21 protein-coding genes and 1 tRNA gene are annotated in these 16,574 nt (G+C 35.0%); 12 read left to right on the top strand and 10 right to left on the bottom strand.

Translation table 11 applies throughout. The annotated features are described in order from the left end of the window. The first annotated feature begins 125 nt into the window (after window positions 1-125). Window positions 126-602: a hypothetical protein gene (locus tag F1003_RS12320; RefSeq protein ID WP_155089734.1), complete on the top strand. Its 477-nt coding sequence runs from the start codon at window positions 126-128 to the stop codon at window positions 600-602. A 260-nt stretch (window positions 603-862) separates the two neighbouring features. Here F1003_RS12320 and F1003_RS12315 read toward each other — a convergent pair whose 3' ends face one another. The 6 genes from F1003_RS12315 to F1003_RS12300 form a co-directional block, all read right to left on the bottom strand. Continuing rightward, the gene (locus F1003_RS12315) at window positions 863-1,024 is read right to left on the bottom strand and encodes a DUF1328 domain-containing protein (protein ID WP_155089733.1); all 162 of its coding nucleotides are present in this window, start codon (window positions 1,022-1,024) and stop codon (window positions 863-865) included. 180 nt (window positions 1,025-1,204) lie between these two features. Continuing rightward, window positions 1,205-1,654, bottom strand: coding sequence for a ferritin-like domain-containing protein (locus F1003_RS12310; protein WP_155089732.1), 450 nt, complete (start codon window positions 1,652-1,654; stop codon window positions 1,205-1,207). A gap of 232 nt (window positions 1,655-1,886) precedes the next feature. Continuing rightward, a complete protein-coding gene (locus F1003_RS17200; protein WP_368732364.1) occupies window positions 1,887-2,177 on the bottom strand; it encodes a hypothetical protein in 291 nt (96 codons plus the stop codon). A 61-nt stretch (window positions 2,178-2,238) separates the two neighbouring features. Beyond that, window positions 2,239-2,541, bottom strand: a complete 303-nt coding sequence (locus F1003_RS17195; protein ID WP_262884634.1) for a hypothetical protein — start codon at window positions 2,539-2,541, stop codon at window positions 2,239-2,241. Window positions 2,542-2,628: 87 nt separating this feature from the next. Continuing rightward, window positions 2,629-2,889, bottom strand: a complete 261-nt coding sequence (locus tag F1003_RS16955) for a DNA topoisomerase IB-related protein (RefSeq protein ID WP_235898378.1) — start codon at window positions 2,887-2,889, stop codon at window positions 2,629-2,631. Between the two features lie 17 nt (window positions 2,890-2,906). Further along, window positions 2,907-3,341: a hemerythrin domain-containing protein gene (locus F1003_RS12300; protein WP_155089731.1), complete on the bottom strand. Its 435-nt coding sequence runs from the start codon at window positions 3,339-3,341 to the stop codon at window positions 2,907-2,909. A gap of 197 nt (window positions 3,342-3,538) precedes the next feature. On the opposite strand from F1003_RS12300, the gene F1003_RS12295 reads away from it, so the two are divergent. Both F1003_RS12295 and F1003_RS12290 read left to right on the top strand, forming a co-directional pair. Beyond that, window positions 3,539-4,081 carry a DUF2652 domain-containing protein gene (locus tag F1003_RS12295; protein WP_235898377.1) on the top strand — a complete coding sequence of 181 codons (543 nt, stop codon included), beginning with the start codon at window positions 3,539-3,541 and terminating at the stop codon, window positions 4,079-4,081. A 13-nt stretch (window positions 4,082-4,094) separates the two neighbouring features. Beyond that, window positions 4,095-5,132, top strand: coding sequence for a helix-turn-helix domain-containing protein (locus F1003_RS12290; RefSeq protein ID WP_155089729.1), 1,038 nt, complete (start codon window positions 4,095-4,097; stop codon window positions 5,130-5,132). Window positions 5,133-5,134: 2 nt separating this feature from the next. Here the strand turns inward: F1003_RS12290 and F1003_RS12285 are convergent, their stop codons facing one another. Genes F1003_RS12285 through F1003_RS12275 form a run of 3 tightly spaced genes read right to left on the bottom strand, consistent with a single transcriptional unit; the run spans window position 5,135 to window position 6,050 of the window. Further along, window positions 5,135-5,338: a DUF6327 family protein gene (locus F1003_RS12285; RefSeq protein ID WP_155089728.1), complete on the bottom strand. Its 204-nt coding sequence runs from the start codon at window positions 5,336-5,338 to the stop codon at window positions 5,135-5,137. A gap of 1 nt (window position 5,339) precedes the next feature. Continuing rightward, on the bottom strand, window positions 5,340-5,687 hold the full coding sequence (locus F1003_RS12280; RefSeq protein ID WP_155089727.1) for a hypothetical protein: 348 nt from the start codon (window positions 5,685-5,687) through the stop codon (window positions 5,340-5,342). Between the two features lie 3 nt (window positions 5,688-5,690). After that, complete coding sequence (locus F1003_RS12275; protein WP_155089726.1) at window positions 5,691-6,050, bottom strand: YtxH domain-containing protein; 360 nt, start codon at window positions 6,048-6,050, stop codon at window positions 5,691-5,693. Between the two features lie 194 nt (window positions 6,051-6,244). Between F1003_RS12275 and F1003_RS12270 the strand changes: the two genes are divergently transcribed. Both F1003_RS12270 and F1003_RS16855 read left to right on the top strand, forming a co-directional pair. Further along, window positions 6,245-7,609, top strand: coding sequence for an NAD-dependent succinate-semialdehyde dehydrogenase (locus tag F1003_RS12270; protein ID WP_155089725.1), 1,365 nt, complete (start codon window positions 6,245-6,247; stop codon window positions 7,607-7,609). Between the two features lie 11 nt (window positions 7,610-7,620). Further along, window positions 7,621-7,773, top strand: coding sequence for a hypothetical protein (locus F1003_RS16855; protein WP_202913894.1), 153 nt, complete (start codon window positions 7,621-7,623; stop codon window positions 7,771-7,773). Between the two features lie 41 nt (window positions 7,774-7,814). Here F1003_RS16855 and F1003_RS12265 read toward each other — a convergent pair. Beyond that, window positions 7,815-7,889: transfer RNA gene (locus F1003_RS12265), tRNA-Pro, on the bottom strand. Between the two features lie 201 nt (window positions 7,890-8,090). On the opposite strand from F1003_RS12265, the gene F1003_RS12260 reads away from it, so the two are divergent. Genes F1003_RS12260 through scpA form a run of 7 tightly spaced genes read left to right on the top strand, consistent with a single transcriptional unit; the run spans window position 8,091 to window position 16,506 of the window. Next, complete coding sequence (locus tag F1003_RS12260) at window positions 8,091-10,382, top strand: TonB-dependent receptor family protein (RefSeq protein WP_155089724.1); 2,292 nt, start codon at window positions 8,091-8,093, stop codon at window positions 10,380-10,382. Between the two features lie 24 nt (window positions 10,383-10,406). Then, window positions 10,407-11,516: a PQQ-dependent sugar dehydrogenase gene (locus tag F1003_RS12255; RefSeq protein ID WP_155089723.1), complete on the top strand. Its 1,110-nt coding sequence runs from the start codon at window positions 10,407-10,409 to the stop codon at window positions 11,514-11,516. After that, on the top strand, window positions 11,513-11,968 hold the full coding sequence (locus F1003_RS12250; RefSeq protein WP_235898376.1) for a c-type cytochrome: 456 nt from the start codon (window positions 11,513-11,515) through the stop codon (window positions 11,966-11,968). Before F1003_RS12255 ends, F1003_RS12250 begins: the two co-directional genes overlap by 4 nt. A gap of 46 nt (window positions 11,969-12,014) precedes the next feature. Further along, on the top strand, window positions 12,015-12,620 hold the full coding sequence (gene udk, locus F1003_RS12245) for a uridine kinase (RefSeq protein ID WP_155089722.1): 606 nt from the start codon (window positions 12,015-12,017) through the stop codon (window positions 12,618-12,620). After that, entirely contained in the window at window positions 12,620-12,946 is a 327-nt protein-coding gene (locus F1003_RS12240; RefSeq protein WP_155089721.1) for an FtsB family cell division protein, read from the top strand. Before udk ends, F1003_RS12240 begins: the two co-directional genes overlap by 1 nt. After that, window positions 12,939-14,327 carry a methylmalonyl-CoA mutase subunit beta gene (locus F1003_RS12235; RefSeq protein ID WP_155089720.1) on the top strand — a complete coding sequence of 463 codons (1,389 nt, stop codon included), beginning with the start codon at window positions 12,939-12,941 and terminating at the stop codon, window positions 14,325-14,327. Before F1003_RS12240 ends, F1003_RS12235 begins: the two co-directional genes overlap by 8 nt. 52 nt (window positions 14,328-14,379) lie before the next feature. Continuing rightward, complete coding sequence (scpA, locus tag F1003_RS12230) at window positions 14,380-16,506, top strand: methylmalonyl-CoA mutase (RefSeq protein WP_155089719.1); 2,127 nt, start codon at window positions 14,380-14,382, stop codon at window positions 16,504-16,506. The last annotated feature ends 68 nt before the right edge of the window (window positions 16,507-16,574 follow it).

Genomic DNA, 16,574 nt, shown 5'->3' with positions numbered 1-16,574 from the left:
TTTGATTAAATCCTTACATAGAAGTTATCAACACTAACAATGGTGTTATAAATATTATAAATCGCTTCACTTTGTCCTTTAAATTTCGTAATTTTTAAGTGTTAAATAGCAAAATCTAACAAATCATGACATCTAAATTCCTAATCTTTAGCCTCGCTCTGGCTCTTGCATTCTCTTGCAAGGAAGCTCCAGAAAATGACAACTCTACGGAAGTAGAAACAGAACAACAAGACAAACTTAATAGCCTTAAGGGCACATGGGAACTTACAGGCTTTTATAACTACAAAGACAATGTGGTTGTAGATTCTTTTGAGATGAATCCAGAATTTAGGCAACTAAAAATGTATTCTGATACTAAGGTAATGTGGTGCAAACACAGACCTGCAGATTCTTCGGAATGGTTTGGTTATGGCACTTACGATTACGATGGTGAACGACTGACAGAAGTCCTGGATTTTGGTTCAGCGGTTATGGATCAGGTAATTGCAGAGAAAAAGGAATTTATTTTTGAATTGGATTTACAGACGAATAAATTTCAACAAATCGAACTGGACGAAGATGGCAATAGGATATACTCTGAAAATTATGTGAGGGTGGAATGACTACAAAGAAAAGACCTCAGGTTTTAAGCCGAGGTCTTTTTTTTTTGTCAATAAACTAGATTGTTTTCTTTTTTAATCTACCGTGTCTTCTACATCGTCAACGACATCTTCTACATCATCTGCTACATCGTTTTTCGTTTCTCTACAACTTGTTAACGCTGTTGACATTGTAAATAATAATACAAATGCTAAAATTAATTTTTTCATAATGAATGGTTTTTAGTGTTAAAGTGGAATTTTATTCTTTTAAATATAATTAATTACTTTTTAACTAGGCCTCTAAATAATGAGGCTATAAAAAGTACCAAGAATATAAAGAAGATTACCTTAGCTATTCCTGCTGCTGCACCTGCTATTCCTCCAAATCCTAATATCGCTGCAATTAATGCAATTACTACAAATGTGATTGTCCAACGTAACATAATTTTATGATTTTAATGTTTAAAATTCAAAACTTGACTATCAAATTTCTTACTATAAAGTTAACTTAATCAACAGCTTATGATTAACTGATTCAAATTAAAAACTATCGTAAATCATATAAAAAAAGAAGGGCACTTATGACAAATGCCCTCCTTCGATCTAACCTACTAACTAAATTATTAATGGATATCTTCTAAAGCATTAATTTTTGTTAGACCTTCGTTAATAATATTTTTTTGTGATTGCAATATGGATTTAGTGCTCAGAGGCAGACTTGTTTCCTTTAATATCTCTTCATATTCATTTACTGCTGCTTTTTCGCCTCTTATTGCTTCTTCTAACATGGATTCTTCATCATCACTAGAAAATAGACTTTTTAAATCCATCCATGCTCTATGCACTGTCCCTGTTAGACTTCCCCCTTTATCCACATCTTGGTTAAAACTTCTAATCTCTCTCTTTAGTTCATGACCAAAGTTATAACGTTCTTGTGCTTTGTTTTCAAAGTAAGCTTTTAAAGAAGGGTTATCAACATTCTCGGCGGCCTTTTTAAATCCTTTCTCTGCGTCATAGGTTTTTTCCAACAACGCGTTTAGTTTATTTCCGACTTCTTCTGTGTATGTGCTCATAACTATTTTTATTTGATTATAGATAATTTACTTTTGGGATGTCTACCATTTATTAGTCTAAGTGTATCCCTCTTTCTTTTCTACCATAAAATTAAACAACAGCTTTAGTTAATCTTAATGCAAATGCTACAGAAATTGACACTAATGATTTAATTCATATTGTTGGTTTGTAATTGTTTATAAGCTTAAGCATTGAAGTCTCTGTTTCTGTTAATCCATCGATACTTTTACTTTAATGTTTGGAGAAATAAGGCTTAATTGTTCCATCGAGATAACTTTCGGTAATTTTTGGGTGCACATAATATTTTCTAACAACATTTCTTTTATTTCCCAAAGCTTTTACTGCGTTATCTACAGCTGTTAAGACTTTCTTATTTGCATGGTCTTTGTCTAGTTCGATTCCTAGCTTCATTAAGATTTCAAAACATATTTTACTTGCACCCCAAGTCCTAAAACCCTTAGCCGTAAATAGCTCACCGGAAATGTCTTGTAAATATTCATTAACCATCGACGAGCTATCCACGCAATGTTTTGCACCATCTTCATCGTAATACTTAAAATAATTCCCATCCAGGAATTTCCTCTCATTGCTGTATTAATTTTATAAGTTTTTTATTCTTAATCGTTACGCGGTGTGTTTTACCTCGCTTTCCTTTAAATTCAAATTTTAACTTATTTTTATATATATCTACATGCCTACTTCTAAGAGTAGATAAACCATAGGTGTTTTTTGTAGAAGCACAATAAGAATTACCAATTCTAATATGTGTTTCTTCGAGTAGGCTTATAATCAAAGCTAGAACTTTTTGCTTAGTCCATTTAGGCGACTCAAGGTCGGTCTCAATTCTCTTTCTCAATTCAGGTAAGCCTTGACCAAAGGCATACATTTTGTAAAATTCGGTTTGGTTTCTTAACCGGTTCCAATTGAAGTGGTAAATGTATTGTTTTCTCCCCTTTTCATCCCTCCCAATAGCCTATATATGAGCTATTTTATTAGAAGCTGTATTTAGGTTTTCCCAAGCGGGTGGTATAGTTAATTCTTTTATGCGTTTGAGAGTGGCTTTTTGAGTAACTGATTTACCATTTTTAGAATAGGTTATTTCACCCTTTCTAGATTCCCTCACTATATTCAACTTTTTGTCAGTTGCATATTTAAAATCAAAACTGTCGATAAATTTTTCGGGCTGGGTGTATAACCGCTTAGCGAAATCTAAATCAACAGTTTTGTTTCTCAAAGCATTTCTTCATAGAACTATCTATGATCCTTCATGTAGTTATTATAATTATTGGCTAAGTCTTTCTTTTGCTTTTCACTAAGAACTTTACCTGATAATTGAAAGAACGTGTGTTCCTCATCGTCTAAATGGTGCTCAACTTTTTCTTTCAAATTTTTGGCGATTTTTAACCATGCAGAAGAATCCATTTCGGTATCTTCTAGCTGTTCAATCAACTCGTCTATTTCATGATGCTCTGCAATACCGTGTCTAGCATGCTCTTGCATCATATCTGTTGGGATAAGAGGTTTGTAAAAATGTCGTTCTTCAGCATTTGCATGTATTGTTAATTCTTTTCTAAGTAATTTAAAAAGTTCTTTTCTTTTAGCAGTGTCTCCAGAAGTGTCCACCAATTTATCCAATAGATTTCTTTGAATATCATGATCTCTTCTTATCGCTTCGTAAATTGTCATAGTTTGTATAGTTATATTTTGTTGCTTATAAAATTAATAGGACTCTAAACCGAAGATGTGCTCATTTAAATTAAAATGTATCCCTTTTAGATGCAAATAGTAGTAAATTAGTTATATTAGCCGAACTTTGTCATAAATTTTTTAATCATACAATTATGCTTATTTGCATCCCTGATATTAGTGGTTTTACAAAATTTATGAGTGAGACAGACTATGAGCTAAATTCTAAGGTCGTACCGTCGTTATTAAACGAAATTATCTATTCTAATGAGATCGGACTAAAGGTGTCCGAAATTGAAGGTGATGCTGTGCTTTTTTTTAAAAGAGGTGAGTTGCCTCCATTAAAAGATTTAATAGCCCAATGTGAATTCTTTTATACCCAATTTTACAGACAGTTAAGGGCATTACATGATGATTTTAAAGATGTTAAAGATGGCAAAAAAATATCTCAAACCTTAGGCCTTAAAATAGTACTCCATTTTGCAAAAGGTGTAGATTCAGTACAGATAGGAAAACACATTAAACTTGTGGGAGAAGATGTAATTGTAGCTCACCGCTTGCTAAAAAATAAAATAGATTGTGAAGAATATATATTGCTTTCTAACGAACTATTAAAACAATATACCTTTAATGAAGCCGATACAAGCACATATTTGGATCAGCTGAAAAAAGGTAAAGATTATTATGAACATATAGGAGAAATCGAGTATTCCTACATTGATTTTAAACCTTTAATATAGAGCTAACTTATTTATGAAAGAAGTATTAATCAGTGCTAAAGACACTCGAGAGATTATTGAGCAACTCCAACAAAGTATAGGTGGAGAAATTATTGATTCTTGGGGAAAGTCTAGGTTAGATGTTAATAATAATACCGCAAAAGGAAACATAAGAGTAGTTACTTTTGATTGGGGAGTTAATGTTATGATATTCAACATTATATTTCATGAAGATATTACGTTAAAGATAGAAGCCACCGAGTTTAATCCGGTTCGTTTCATCTACAATTTAAACGGTGAATTTTACCATAGGTTTGGTATTAATAGCCGTGAAGAATTAGTAGAACGGTTCCAAACATTGATAACTACCAATAAAACAGATGGATTTGATTACTTTAAGTTTAAGAAAAATACCGAACTAGATATAAATTTCATTCAGATCATAAGAAAAGATTTTCTTAAAAAAAGAACTACAAAAGTATCTTCTCTAAATAGTAAACTGCAAAATGTTTTTGTTGACACCGACCACGAAAATAGATTTTCGCATTACGGAGCTTTGAATCTTAAAATGGCAGACCATGTCAAAAAACTGCATAACGTGAAGCAAAAAGGCATGGTGAAAATCTTAAAAATGGAAGCTCAAATTTACCAAATATTATCGTTACATATTCAACATTACAATAGACAGTCACAAGGCGTACCTTTGCCGACGTCTCTGGTAAAAAGTGAGTTAAAGAAAATAAGAAAGCTTGGCAACAAAATTCTTAAAGAGCCTTCACTAGACTATAATCTAGACGACCTCTCGGCAGAATGTGGGTTATCACAAGCAAAACTTCAAGATGGTTTTAAATTTCTTTTCTCCAGAACTGTTACCGAATATATAAGACATGTAAGGTTAGAATCTGCAAGAGAATTAATGAGAACAACAGATTTAAATATATCACAAATTGTGTACACCATAGGCTTTACCAGTAGAAGCTATTTTTCTAAAATATTTAAAGAAAAATACGGAGTTACACCCAACCAATTTAGGAAACAAATGGTGAGTAAGATTACAGTAGGCGCTGTATAAAATTACTTAAATATCCACTTGCGTATTAAAGCTATAAGTCCATATTTTCCAGTAAGTTTTAAAGCTGAACTTACCCAGTTTAATGGCTTTAGGTCTTCTTTATACTCATTTTTCATAAGTTTAAGTTCTTCCCAAGCAATATCTCGCTCTAACCTTAATCGTTTAAGGTTGTTCTCAATATCTTTAAATGATGAATATACTTTCATATCAATCGAAAAATTTTAAACTAAATGTTTTAATAATAAACCTGTTGATCTTTGCCCGGAGACTATAGATTATAAGTGCCACCGCCAAAAATATGATCCCAACAGATAGGTAACCCAATACCAAACTCTCAAAAACATTACCCAACTCAATAGCCAATGCTACGGCCAAGAAAATAATACCTATAAAAACTATGCCACCAATTAACAATATCTTGGCGAGCAAACTCATTGTCAGTGTAAGTTGTTGGAAGACCTTTAACTTAAAATATTGGTGAGACGTTTTTAAGTAACGCTCACCAATTTCTGACGCTTTATCGGTTGTATTATTAATATCATTAAATACACTCATTGACTAGGCTGTTTTTGCTGTCTTTGTTGATTTACTGTTTTTCTGAAGATTTTTATTTCTTTCCTTTAAGTCTTTCAACTTTGCTTCTAAGGTAGTAATGACATCTTCCGCCTTGTAACTTGCGTTAGACATAATAGATTCAACTTGACTATCTAAATTACCTTTTTGTGTTGAAATAGAATTTCCAATAGAATCTTTTAATTCTGTTGCCTTTTCTGCAAGTTGGTTTCTTCTCGCCTCAGCCTCTTCAGCGATTCGTCGTCTTGTTTCACTTCCTTTATCTGGCGCAAACAAGATTCCTAATGCTGCACCTGCTGCTGCACCTACTAAAATTCCTAAAACTGTATTTCCGTTATTACTCATATTATTTTGTGTTTAATTGTTATTGTTATTGTTATTTGTCGTTGACGCTAATATATAATCAATATACGGCCAACCTTAACTCTTTTGATATGGATTTTTGCTATTATGCCAAATACTTTTAGCGTTAAACATTTTTGTATTAGAATTAAGATAAAATCTCCAATAAATTTAAATTTGAACTAACAAACAAAACTATGAGCGACACCATAAATACAAATAATCCTTACAACGGGGAACACATTAAAACCTACAAGTTAGATTCGAAAGTTGTTTTGAATAAAAAATTAGAGTTGGCAAATGCCACCTTTAAATCTTGGAAATTGCTCGAAATAAGTGAGCGTGCTAAACTGTTACAAAAACTTGCTGATGAGTTGCTGGCAGATAAAGACTCGCTGAGCAAGCTCATAACTTTAGAAATGGGCAAACCCATAACAGAAAGCAAGGCCGAGATTGAGAAATGTGCTTTTTTGATTCAATTCTATGCACATAACGCAGACCAATTTTTAGCTGATGCCATCATAGAAACAGACGCACATGAAAGTTATATCAGTTACGATCCGCTAGGTTGTATTTTGGCGGTTATGCCTTGGAATTACCCTTTTTGGCAAGTGTTTAGATTTGCCATCCCAACACTCATAGCTGGTAATGTGGCCTTATTAAAACACGCCTCTAATGTCACTGGGTGCGCTATAGCGATTGAAAAGCTATTCAATAAGTCTGGTTTTCCAGAGGGTTGCTTTCAAACTTTATTGGCCGATCACGATACCATAGAAGAGATTATTGGCAATGATATTGTAAAAGCAGTAACCTTAACAGGAAGTGAAAAGGCTGGGAAAAGCATTGCTCAGACTGCTGGTAAACATCTTAAAAAAACAGTATTAGAGCTAGGTGGCAACAATGCTTGTATAATTTTAAAGGATGCCGATTTAGATAAACATCTAGATACCATTGTTAAAGCTAGAATGCAGAATTCAGGTCAAAGTTGCATTGCTGCAAAACGTTTTTTAGTAGAAGAAGAAATCTATGATGAATTCCTTGAGCAGTTCACCAAAAAAGTGAAGGCATTAAATTATGATGACCCTTTTAAGGAAGATACTAATATGTCCTGCCTGGCAAGACCAGATTTAGCTGATATATTAGAAGAGCAAGTTTCTAAATCTGTTGAAAAGGGAGCTAAAGTACATTATGGTAACACAAGAGGTGATGCCTATTATCAACCAACCATATTGACAAATATTACTAAAGATATGCCAGTGTTTAAAGAAGAGACCTTTGGGCCAGTTGCACCTATTATTAAAGTTAAGAATTTAGATGAGGCCATTGCAATGGCATCTAATTCTAGATTTGGTCTTGGGACTATGATATTTACCAAGGATTATAAAAAGGCTTCAAAAAAGGTTTTAGCTATTGAAGATGGAGCATACTTTATCAACGAAATGGTAAAATCAGATCCAAGGTTACCTTTTGGTGGAACAAAAGCTTCTGGATACGGGAGGGAATTATCTAAAGAAGGTATTTTGGAATTTGTAAATAAAAAGACGATATTTATTAATAAGTAAAAATATAAATTATGAAATTTGTAAAAGAAGAAGACGAAGAAAGAGATGATTATATTCTGCAGAAAGATGCGAAAACCAAATTTGGAGCAACTTTCATCATCATAACATTAATTATACTGATAATAGCCGTAGCAATTTCAGGTATATTTTTTGAATGGTACTAACAAAAAAAGCTCAGCATTTGCTGAGCTTTTTTTACTTAAAGTCGGGGTGGCAGGATTCGAACCTGCGACCTCCGCGTCCCAAACGCGGCGCGATAACCGGGCTACGCTACACCCCGAAATGGTTATCTTATCTTTTCAAAACGCATCCATAGTAATTGCAAAATCACAGCTACAATAGAAAACGGGTGCAAATATAATTTATTTCTTAAATGTAAAAGACCTTTTTATCATAAAAAAATACATTTATTTAAATCTTTAAATTGGAAATAAAAAAGAGTAATTTCGCCTTAGGCCCTTTATATTATTCCTTATCCTTTATGGCAAAAGTCTTTCAAATTCTAATCTTCCTTTTATTATTTACATTTAGTTCTTTTGCGCAAAATTTCAATGGGAAAATTTTAGATAAGGCTAACGGTATTGCGTTAGAAAATACTGCAATAATCAATCTAAAGACTTTAGACACCTCTTATTCCAATACTTATGGGAATTTTAAAATTATTGAAGGTGGCAAGTTTAAAATAAAACGGCTTGGCTACAATGAGGAAATTGTTGACATAGAACTTTCAACTTTTAAAATCATTGAATTGACTTCTGACCCTGCGCAATTAAACGAAGTCATCATAACAGCAAATCACCTACCAAAATTACTTAAAAAGTCCACCGCATCCATTGAAGTTATTGATCAATCTCAGATACAACGCTACAATAATGCCGATTTTTCTCCAATATTAAATTCTACACCAGGTGTTTTTATGCAAAGTGGAGCACTTAACACTAATCGGATAACCATTAGAGGAATCGGAGCAAGAAATCTGTTTGGCACATCAAAAATTAGAGCTTACTTTAAGGACATTCCTTTAACAAACGGAAGTGGCGAAACGACAATTGAAGATTTTGAATTGGGCTCACTATCTGAAATTGAAATTATAAAAGGAGCGACATCCAGCAGTTATGGTGCCGGATTGGGAGGAACCATTCTACTCAAACCCAAATATAATTTTGGTAATTCAACAAAGGTATCATCCGAGTTTACCGTTGGTTCATTCGGACTGATTAAGGAACTAACCAACCTCAACATTGGTCTAAATAAGAATGCCATTAATTTTACACATAGTATAACAGCGAGTGATGGTTATCGTGATAACAATGACTACAATCGCAATACGTTCACATTATCATCAAAACATATACTCAATGCTAAAAACGACATTTCAGTTCTAGCAAGTTTTGTTAATCTCAAGGCTTTTATTCCTAGTTCTTTGAATGAGTCGGATTTTATAAACAGTCCGAGTTCAGCAGCTTTTACTTGGGGAAGATCAAAAGGTTTTGAAGATTCAGATCGAGGAATTATCGGTTTAACCTGGACGCATCAATTCAATGAATCCTTCCAACAAGTCACTAGCATCTTTACTTCCTTCAGAAGCAATTATGAGCCAAGACCTTTTAATATTCTAAGCGAAAATAGTTTTGCCTATGGTTTAAGATCGAGATTATTGGGTAGTACTGAGCTTTTTAAAAAGAACTTGAATTTCACCATAGGCGGAGAATATTTTAAGGATAATTACAAGTACAAAACCTTTGAAAATTTATATGAAGATTTTGAAGAGGGAACTGGAAGCGTACAAGGAGATGAGCTTTCAAATTTTAAAGAGAACAGAAACTATTATAATCTGTTTTTTGAAAGTGATTATGAACTTTCTTCACGCACAACATTCACATTTGGCATCAACTTTAACAGAACGTCATACGATTTAGAAGACAAATTTGAAGTTTCAGACAATAATCCCGATCAATCTGGCGAGTTTAAATTCAAATCTATTGTTTCACCAAAATTTGGTGTTTCACATGCTTTGACTGATCATATCCATCTGTTTTCAAGCATTAGTCAAGGGTTTTCACCGATTTCATTAAGCGAAACCCTTTTACCGAACGGACAAATCAACCAAAACCTAAAACCCGAAACCGGCTGGAACTACGAAATAGGCAGTAGAGGACTCCTAGCAAAAGGAAAATTGCAATACGGTATTTCTGTTTATAGGCTAAACATTAGCAATTTAGTTGTATCGAGAAGAACTGCACAAGACGAGTTTATAGGCATCAATGCTGGCAAAACAAGACATGATGGTTTAGAGCTAAAATTAGATTACAGTGGATTGAGTTCAGATAAGCTTAAAATCAATACCTATATCAATTACACTCTCAACAATTTTAAATTTGATGAATTTATTGATGAAGACTCCAACTTTTCTGGCAATGATCTTACAGGAGTACCAAGTCAAGTATTTAACCTTGGTATCGATTACAGTTTCAACTTTGGGCTATATGGCAATTTTAATTACAGACATGTTGGCGAAATTCCTATAACTGACAGTAATAGTTTATATAGCGATGCTTACAGTATTACTTATGCTAAAATCGGTTATGAGAAAGCTTTTGGAGACCATTTCAGCTTAAACTTTTCCTTTGGAATTAATAACCTATTTGATACAACATATGCATCACAAATATTGGTCAACGCCTTAGGATTCAACGGTGCTGCACCACGCTATTATTATCCAGGAAATCCCATAAATTATTATGCTGCCATTCGATTAAATTATGTTTTTTAAGTATCTTGTCCTAAAAGAAAAACCATGAAATTCCTTTATTCAAAATTTGCAGTAATCTTACTAATGACATTAAGCTTCACGGCATGTGCGCAAGACAATAATCCTGTCAATAATCAAAATACCCATGAAGTCGTTGTTCCAGAATTAAATATTCCTTGGGGATTCACTTTTTTACCAGATGGAGCTATGTTAATCACCGAAAAAAGTGGTGAACTCATTCACTTTAAAGATGGTGAAAAGACGACTATTTCTGGCTTACCAGAAATATATGTTCGTGGACAAGGTGGACTTATGGATGTTATTCTTCATCCAGATTTTGAGAACAATAAATACATTTACATTTCCTATGTGTCGTCTGAAGGCGAAGGAGATGGCGGCAATACAGCAATAGCCAGAGCGAAACTAAACGGTAATACGCTTACGGATCTAGAAGTGTTGTACAAAGCGACTCCAAATACAAGAAGAGGTCAACACTTTGGCTCTAGATTGGTATTTGATAAAGACGGTTATTTATTTTTCACCATCGGAGAGCGTGGAGATAGAGACACCAACCCACAGGACATTACGCGCGATGGTGGCAAAACATATCGTATTAACGACGATGGAAGCATCCCAGAAGACAACCCTTTTGTAAACGATGCTGATGCCAAAAAAGCAATCTATTCTTACGGCCATAGAAACCAGCAAGGCATGACGCTTCATCCAGACACCAAAGAAATTTGGACGCACGAACATGGTCCGAGAGGTGGTGATGAAATAAATATTGTAGAACCTGGCAAAAACTATGGATGGCCAGTTATTAGCTACGGAGTTAATTACAGCGGAACAAAATTCACTGACCTTACAGAAAAAGAAGGGATGGAACAACCGCTTCACTATTGGGTGCCTTCAATAGCACCGAGTGGTATGGCATTTATAGATAGTGACAAATACGGAGATTGGGAAGGCAATCTATTGGTAGGCTCGTTAAAATTTAATTATTTGGATATGTGTACCATAAAAAACGGTAAGGTTGTAAAGGAAGAACGTTTGCTCAATGATATCGGAAGGGTTCGTTCTGTTGAACAAGGACCAGATGGTTATATCTACGTTGGAGTAGAAAATTTAGGAATTGTAAAACTGATTAGAAAATGATGAAAATATTTAAGCTTTTAATACTTGTATTACTGGTAACTTCATGTAATTCAGAAAAGAAGAAAACAACCAAAGTAGACTATCCGGAAAAGACACCCTTGGCTCAAAAAGACACAAAATTAACAGCCAGTATGGAACGCGGAAAATCAGTTTATAACGATATGTGCATTACTTGTCATATGGCAAATGGTAAAGGAGTACCTAAAGCATTTCCGCCATTGGCCAATGCCGATTTTTTAAGAGACAACCAAGAGGAAAGCATTAAAGGTGTTAAAAATGGCATGTCCGGAGAAATGGTTGTAAATGGCGTTACCTATAACAGTGCCATGGCGCCTTTAGGGCTTACCAACGAGGAAGTGGCAGATGTTATGAATTATATTAACAATAGTTGGGGAAATGATTATGGCGAATTTATTACTGCCGAAGATGTTGCAAAAACCATCAATAAATAGTACTAATTGGTTAAATTTGCACAACTAATATAATCTACAAATCACAATGCTTATAATCGGAATTGCAGGAGGAACAGGATGTGGCAAAACAACCGTTGTTAACACACTTCTTAACGAACTCCCTGAAGGTCAGGTAGGTGTTATTTCACAAGATTCTTACTATAAAGACACTTCTCACCTCAGTTATGAGGAACGTGTAAAGATCAATTTTGACCATCCACGTTCTATCGATTTCGATCTGTTGGCGCAGCACCTAAAAGAGTTAAAGGAAGGCAAATCCATAGACCAACCTGTATATTCTTTTGTCAAGCATAATCGTACAGGAGATACTATTTCTACAAAGCCTAGAAAGGTAATGATTGTAGAAGGGATTTTAATTCTTACCAATCCAGAAATCAGAGAATTGTTTGATATAAAAATATTTGTCCACGCAGATTCAGACGAGCGCTTAATCCGAAGATTAAAAAGAGATATTACGGAACGTGGACGTGATATAGACGAGGTTCTTACAAGGTATCAAAACACCTTAAAACCTATGCACCAGCAGTTTATTGAACCTATGAAGGAATATGCCGATATTATTATTCCTAACAACAAATACAACACAGTAGCTGTAGATATCGTTAGAACCATAATTAACGAGCGTTTATAATGGGAATCTTTGATAACAAATATTTAAAACCTTTTAAAAACATTTACCTGTTAGTTTTTATAGTATTTGCTATCTGGATGTTATTTTTTGATGCACATTCCTTATTATTTCATTACGAGCTCAACTCAGATATGAAAGAATTGGAATACCAAAAAGAGCATTATAAAAATGAAATGAAGAAAGACAACAAAGCCATTAAAGAGCTTAGTACTGAAGAAGGCATAGAACGTGCTGCACGTGAGAATTATTATATGAAGAAACCCAATGAGGATATTTTCATTATTGAATACGAAGATAGTATAGCCAAAGAAAAACAAGATGAGTAAACCTTTATTTGATGAGTTTGAAGGAGTATCTTCAAAAGCTTGGAAACAAAAAATTCAGGTCGATTTAAAAGGTGCGGATTATAACGACACCCTTATTTGGAACACCAATGAAGGTATTGATGTAAAACCGTTTTACCATTCCGATGAGTTTGAAAAATGGCCAGAAATATCAGCCAGTAAAGCCACAGCTTGGAAAATATGCCAGGCTATTGAAGTACAAAATGAAAACGATGCCAATATCGCTGCAAGAGACGCTATCGAACGTGGTGCTGAAAGCATCTTGTTTATTGTCAACTCCGAAAACATTTCAGTTTCTGATTTACTTTCAAACATCGATTTAATAACTATTGATGTTCATCTGAAATGTAATTTTCTATCAGAAGAGTTTACTAGTAAAATCAATAATGCCACGCTGAGCGAAGCTGAAGCGCCAAACAATATAACAACAATACACACAGACATCATTGGTAGCCTAGCCAAAACAGGTAATTGGTACAGCAACCTCAAGGAGGACCATTCAAAATTTGAAGGCATAGTAAAGCAAACCAATGAACTTAGCATTGACTTAAGCCTTTACCAAAACGCAGGTGCAACAATTGTACAGCAATTAGCTTATGGTTTGGCACATGCCAACGAGTATCTTAACCATTTAGATAACGTCATTGCGAGTGAAGCGAAGCAATCTCTCAAAGTGACGTTCAACGTCTCAGTCGGCTCAAATTATTTCTTCGAAATCGCTAAACTCAGAGCCTTACGACAATTATGGGCAACTCTAGCTTCAGAATATGATGTAAATACGAATTGCAAAATCATAGCAACACCAAGCAAACGTAACAAAACCATTTATGATTACAACGTTAATATGCTTCGTACCACAACAGAATGTATGAGTGCCGTTTTGGGAGGAGCAGATACTATTTGTAATTTACCTTATGACGCCTTGTATCATAGACCCAACGAATTTGGTGAGCGCATTTCTCGAAATCAACTCTTGGTTTTAAAAAACGAAAGCTATTTCGATAAAGTAAACAATCCGGCAGACGGAGCTTATTATATTGAAAGTTTAACCGAACAACTAGCAGAAAAAGCCTTAGATATTTTTAAGGATATTGAATCTAACGGAGGCTTTTTAAGTCAATTGAAAGAAGGAACGATTCAACGGAAAATTAAAGAAAGTGCAGCTAAAGAACAGGCTGATTTTGATGCAGAAAAATTAGTGCTTTTAGGCACAAATAAACATCCAAACCCTGCTGATAAAATGAAAAATGAGCTAGAAATCAATCCTTTTTTGAATATTGAAAAGCGCAAAACGTTAATTGAACCAATTATTGAGAAAAGATTATCTGAAAAATTGGAAACCAATAGATTAAAGGAAGAATAAAACTAAGTATAGATAAAATCTATAGTTTGTTTTTCATTCAAAAACGTATAAAATGTCAAGAAGAAATCTTCAACATATAAAACTTAATTCAAAACCTTCGGGTTATGAGCCACACGATGATAAAAAAGAATATATCACAGCTGAAGATATTAATTTAAAATCGACCTATTCAAAAGATGATATTGAAGATTTAGAACATTTGGATTTTGTTGCAGGTATTGCACCCAATCTTCGCGGTCCTTACTCAACAATGTACGTACGCAGACCATGGACGATTAGGCAGTATGCTGGTTTTTCAACAGCAGAGGAAAGCAACGCCTTTTACAGACGTAATTTAGCTGCTGGACAAAAAGGACTTTCCGTAGCCTTTGATCTTGCAACGCATAGAGGTTACGATTCAGACCACGAACGCGTCGTTGGTGATGTAGGTAAAGCCGGAGTTGCTATAGATTCGGTTGAGGATATGAAAATTCTTTTCGATCAAATTCCTTTGGATAAAATGTCGGTATCCATGACCATGAATGGAGCGGTTCTGCCCATTATGGCGTTTTATATCGTGGCTGCAGAAGAACAAGGCGTAAAACCTGAGCAATTGGCTGGCACTATTCAGAATGATATTCTAAAAGAGTTTATGGTGCGGAATACGTATATCTACCCACCTACTCCGTCCATGAAAATTATTTCTGACATCTTTGAGTACACGAGTCAGAATATGCCGAAATTCAACAGTATCAGTATTTCGGGTTACCACATGCAAGAAGCTGGTGCCACTTGCGATATAGAGTTGGCATACACTTTAGCCGATGGTTTGGAATACATTAGAAAAGGGCTGGAAGCCGGAATGGATATCGACACCTTTGCTCCTCGCCTATCATTCTTTTGGGCCATTGGGATGAATCACTTTATGGAGATCGCCAAAATGCGTGCAGCTCGTATGCTTTGGGCAAAATTGGTGAAACAGTTCAACCCTAAAAATCCAAAATCTTTAGCCTTAAGAACCCATTGCCAAACCTCTGGCTGGAGTTTAACAGAGCAAGATCCCTTTAATAATGTAGCAAGAACCTGTATTGAAGCTGCTGCTGCGGCTTTCGGTGGTACGCAGAGTTTACATACCAATGCTTTGGACGAAGCAATAGCGCTACCTACGGACTTTTCAGCACGAATAGCACGAAACACGCAAATCTATTTACAACAAGAAACCCATATCACCAAAACGGTTGACCCATGGGCTGGCAGTTATTATGTCGAAAAATTAACCCATGATATTGCACATAAAGCCTGGGATTTAATTCAGGAGGTTGAAGAATTAGGTGGTATGACCAAAGCCATTGAAGCTGGCATTCCGAAATTACGAATTGAAGAAGCTGCTGCAAGAAAACAAGCACGTATCGATTCGGGTCAAGATATTATAGTAGGTGTTAACAAATATCGTTTAGACCAAGAAGACCCAATACAAACTTTGGAAGTCGACAACCAAACCGTTCGCAACCAACAGATAGAACGCTTAAACCGTATCAAATCCACTCGAAATAACAAAGATGTCGAGAAAGCTTTGGCAAAATTGACCGAAGCCGCTAAAACAGGTCAAGATAATTTACTAGCTTTAGCAGTAGATGCGGCCAGAAAAAGAGCAACTTTAGGTGAAATCAGTGATGCCTTGGAAGCTGAATTCGGGCGATACAAGGCACAAATAAAATCATTTAGCGGAGTGTACAGCAAAGAAATAAAAGACGATAGCAGTTTTAAACGCGCAAGGGAGTTAGCAGATCAGTTCGCAGAACAAGATGGTCGCAGACCACGTATTATGATTGCCAAAATGGGGCAAGATGGGCATGATAGAGGTGCAAAAGTCGTCGCTACAGGCTATGCGGATGTTGGTTTTGATGTTGACATTGGACCTTTATTTCAAACACCAAAGGAAGCGGCCAAACAAGCCGTTGAAAATGACGTACATATTTTGGGTGTATCCTCTTTAGCCGCTGGACATAAAACTTTAGTACCTCAGGTTATAGAAGAACTAAAAGCTTACGGAAGAGACGATATTATGGTGATTGTTGGTGGTGTGATTCCAAAACAAGATTACCAATATTTGTTTGATGCTGGTGCAGTAGCCGTTTTTGGACCTGGCACTAAAATCAGTGATGCAGCGATTCAGATTTTAGAGATTTTGATTGACTAGTAACCCTAAATGAGCGGTAACAAACTGTTAACAACTTCAATTTCCTAAACTCGTAAATAATCGTATTT

Origin of the sequence: Winogradskyella ouciana (genome assembly GCF_009709615.1) — a bacterium.
Taxonomy (GTDB): Bacteria; Bacteroidota; Bacteroidia; order Flavobacteriales; family Flavobacteriaceae; genus Winogradskyella; species Winogradskyella ouciana.
This window is presented reverse-complemented; position numbering and strand designations above follow the sequence as displayed.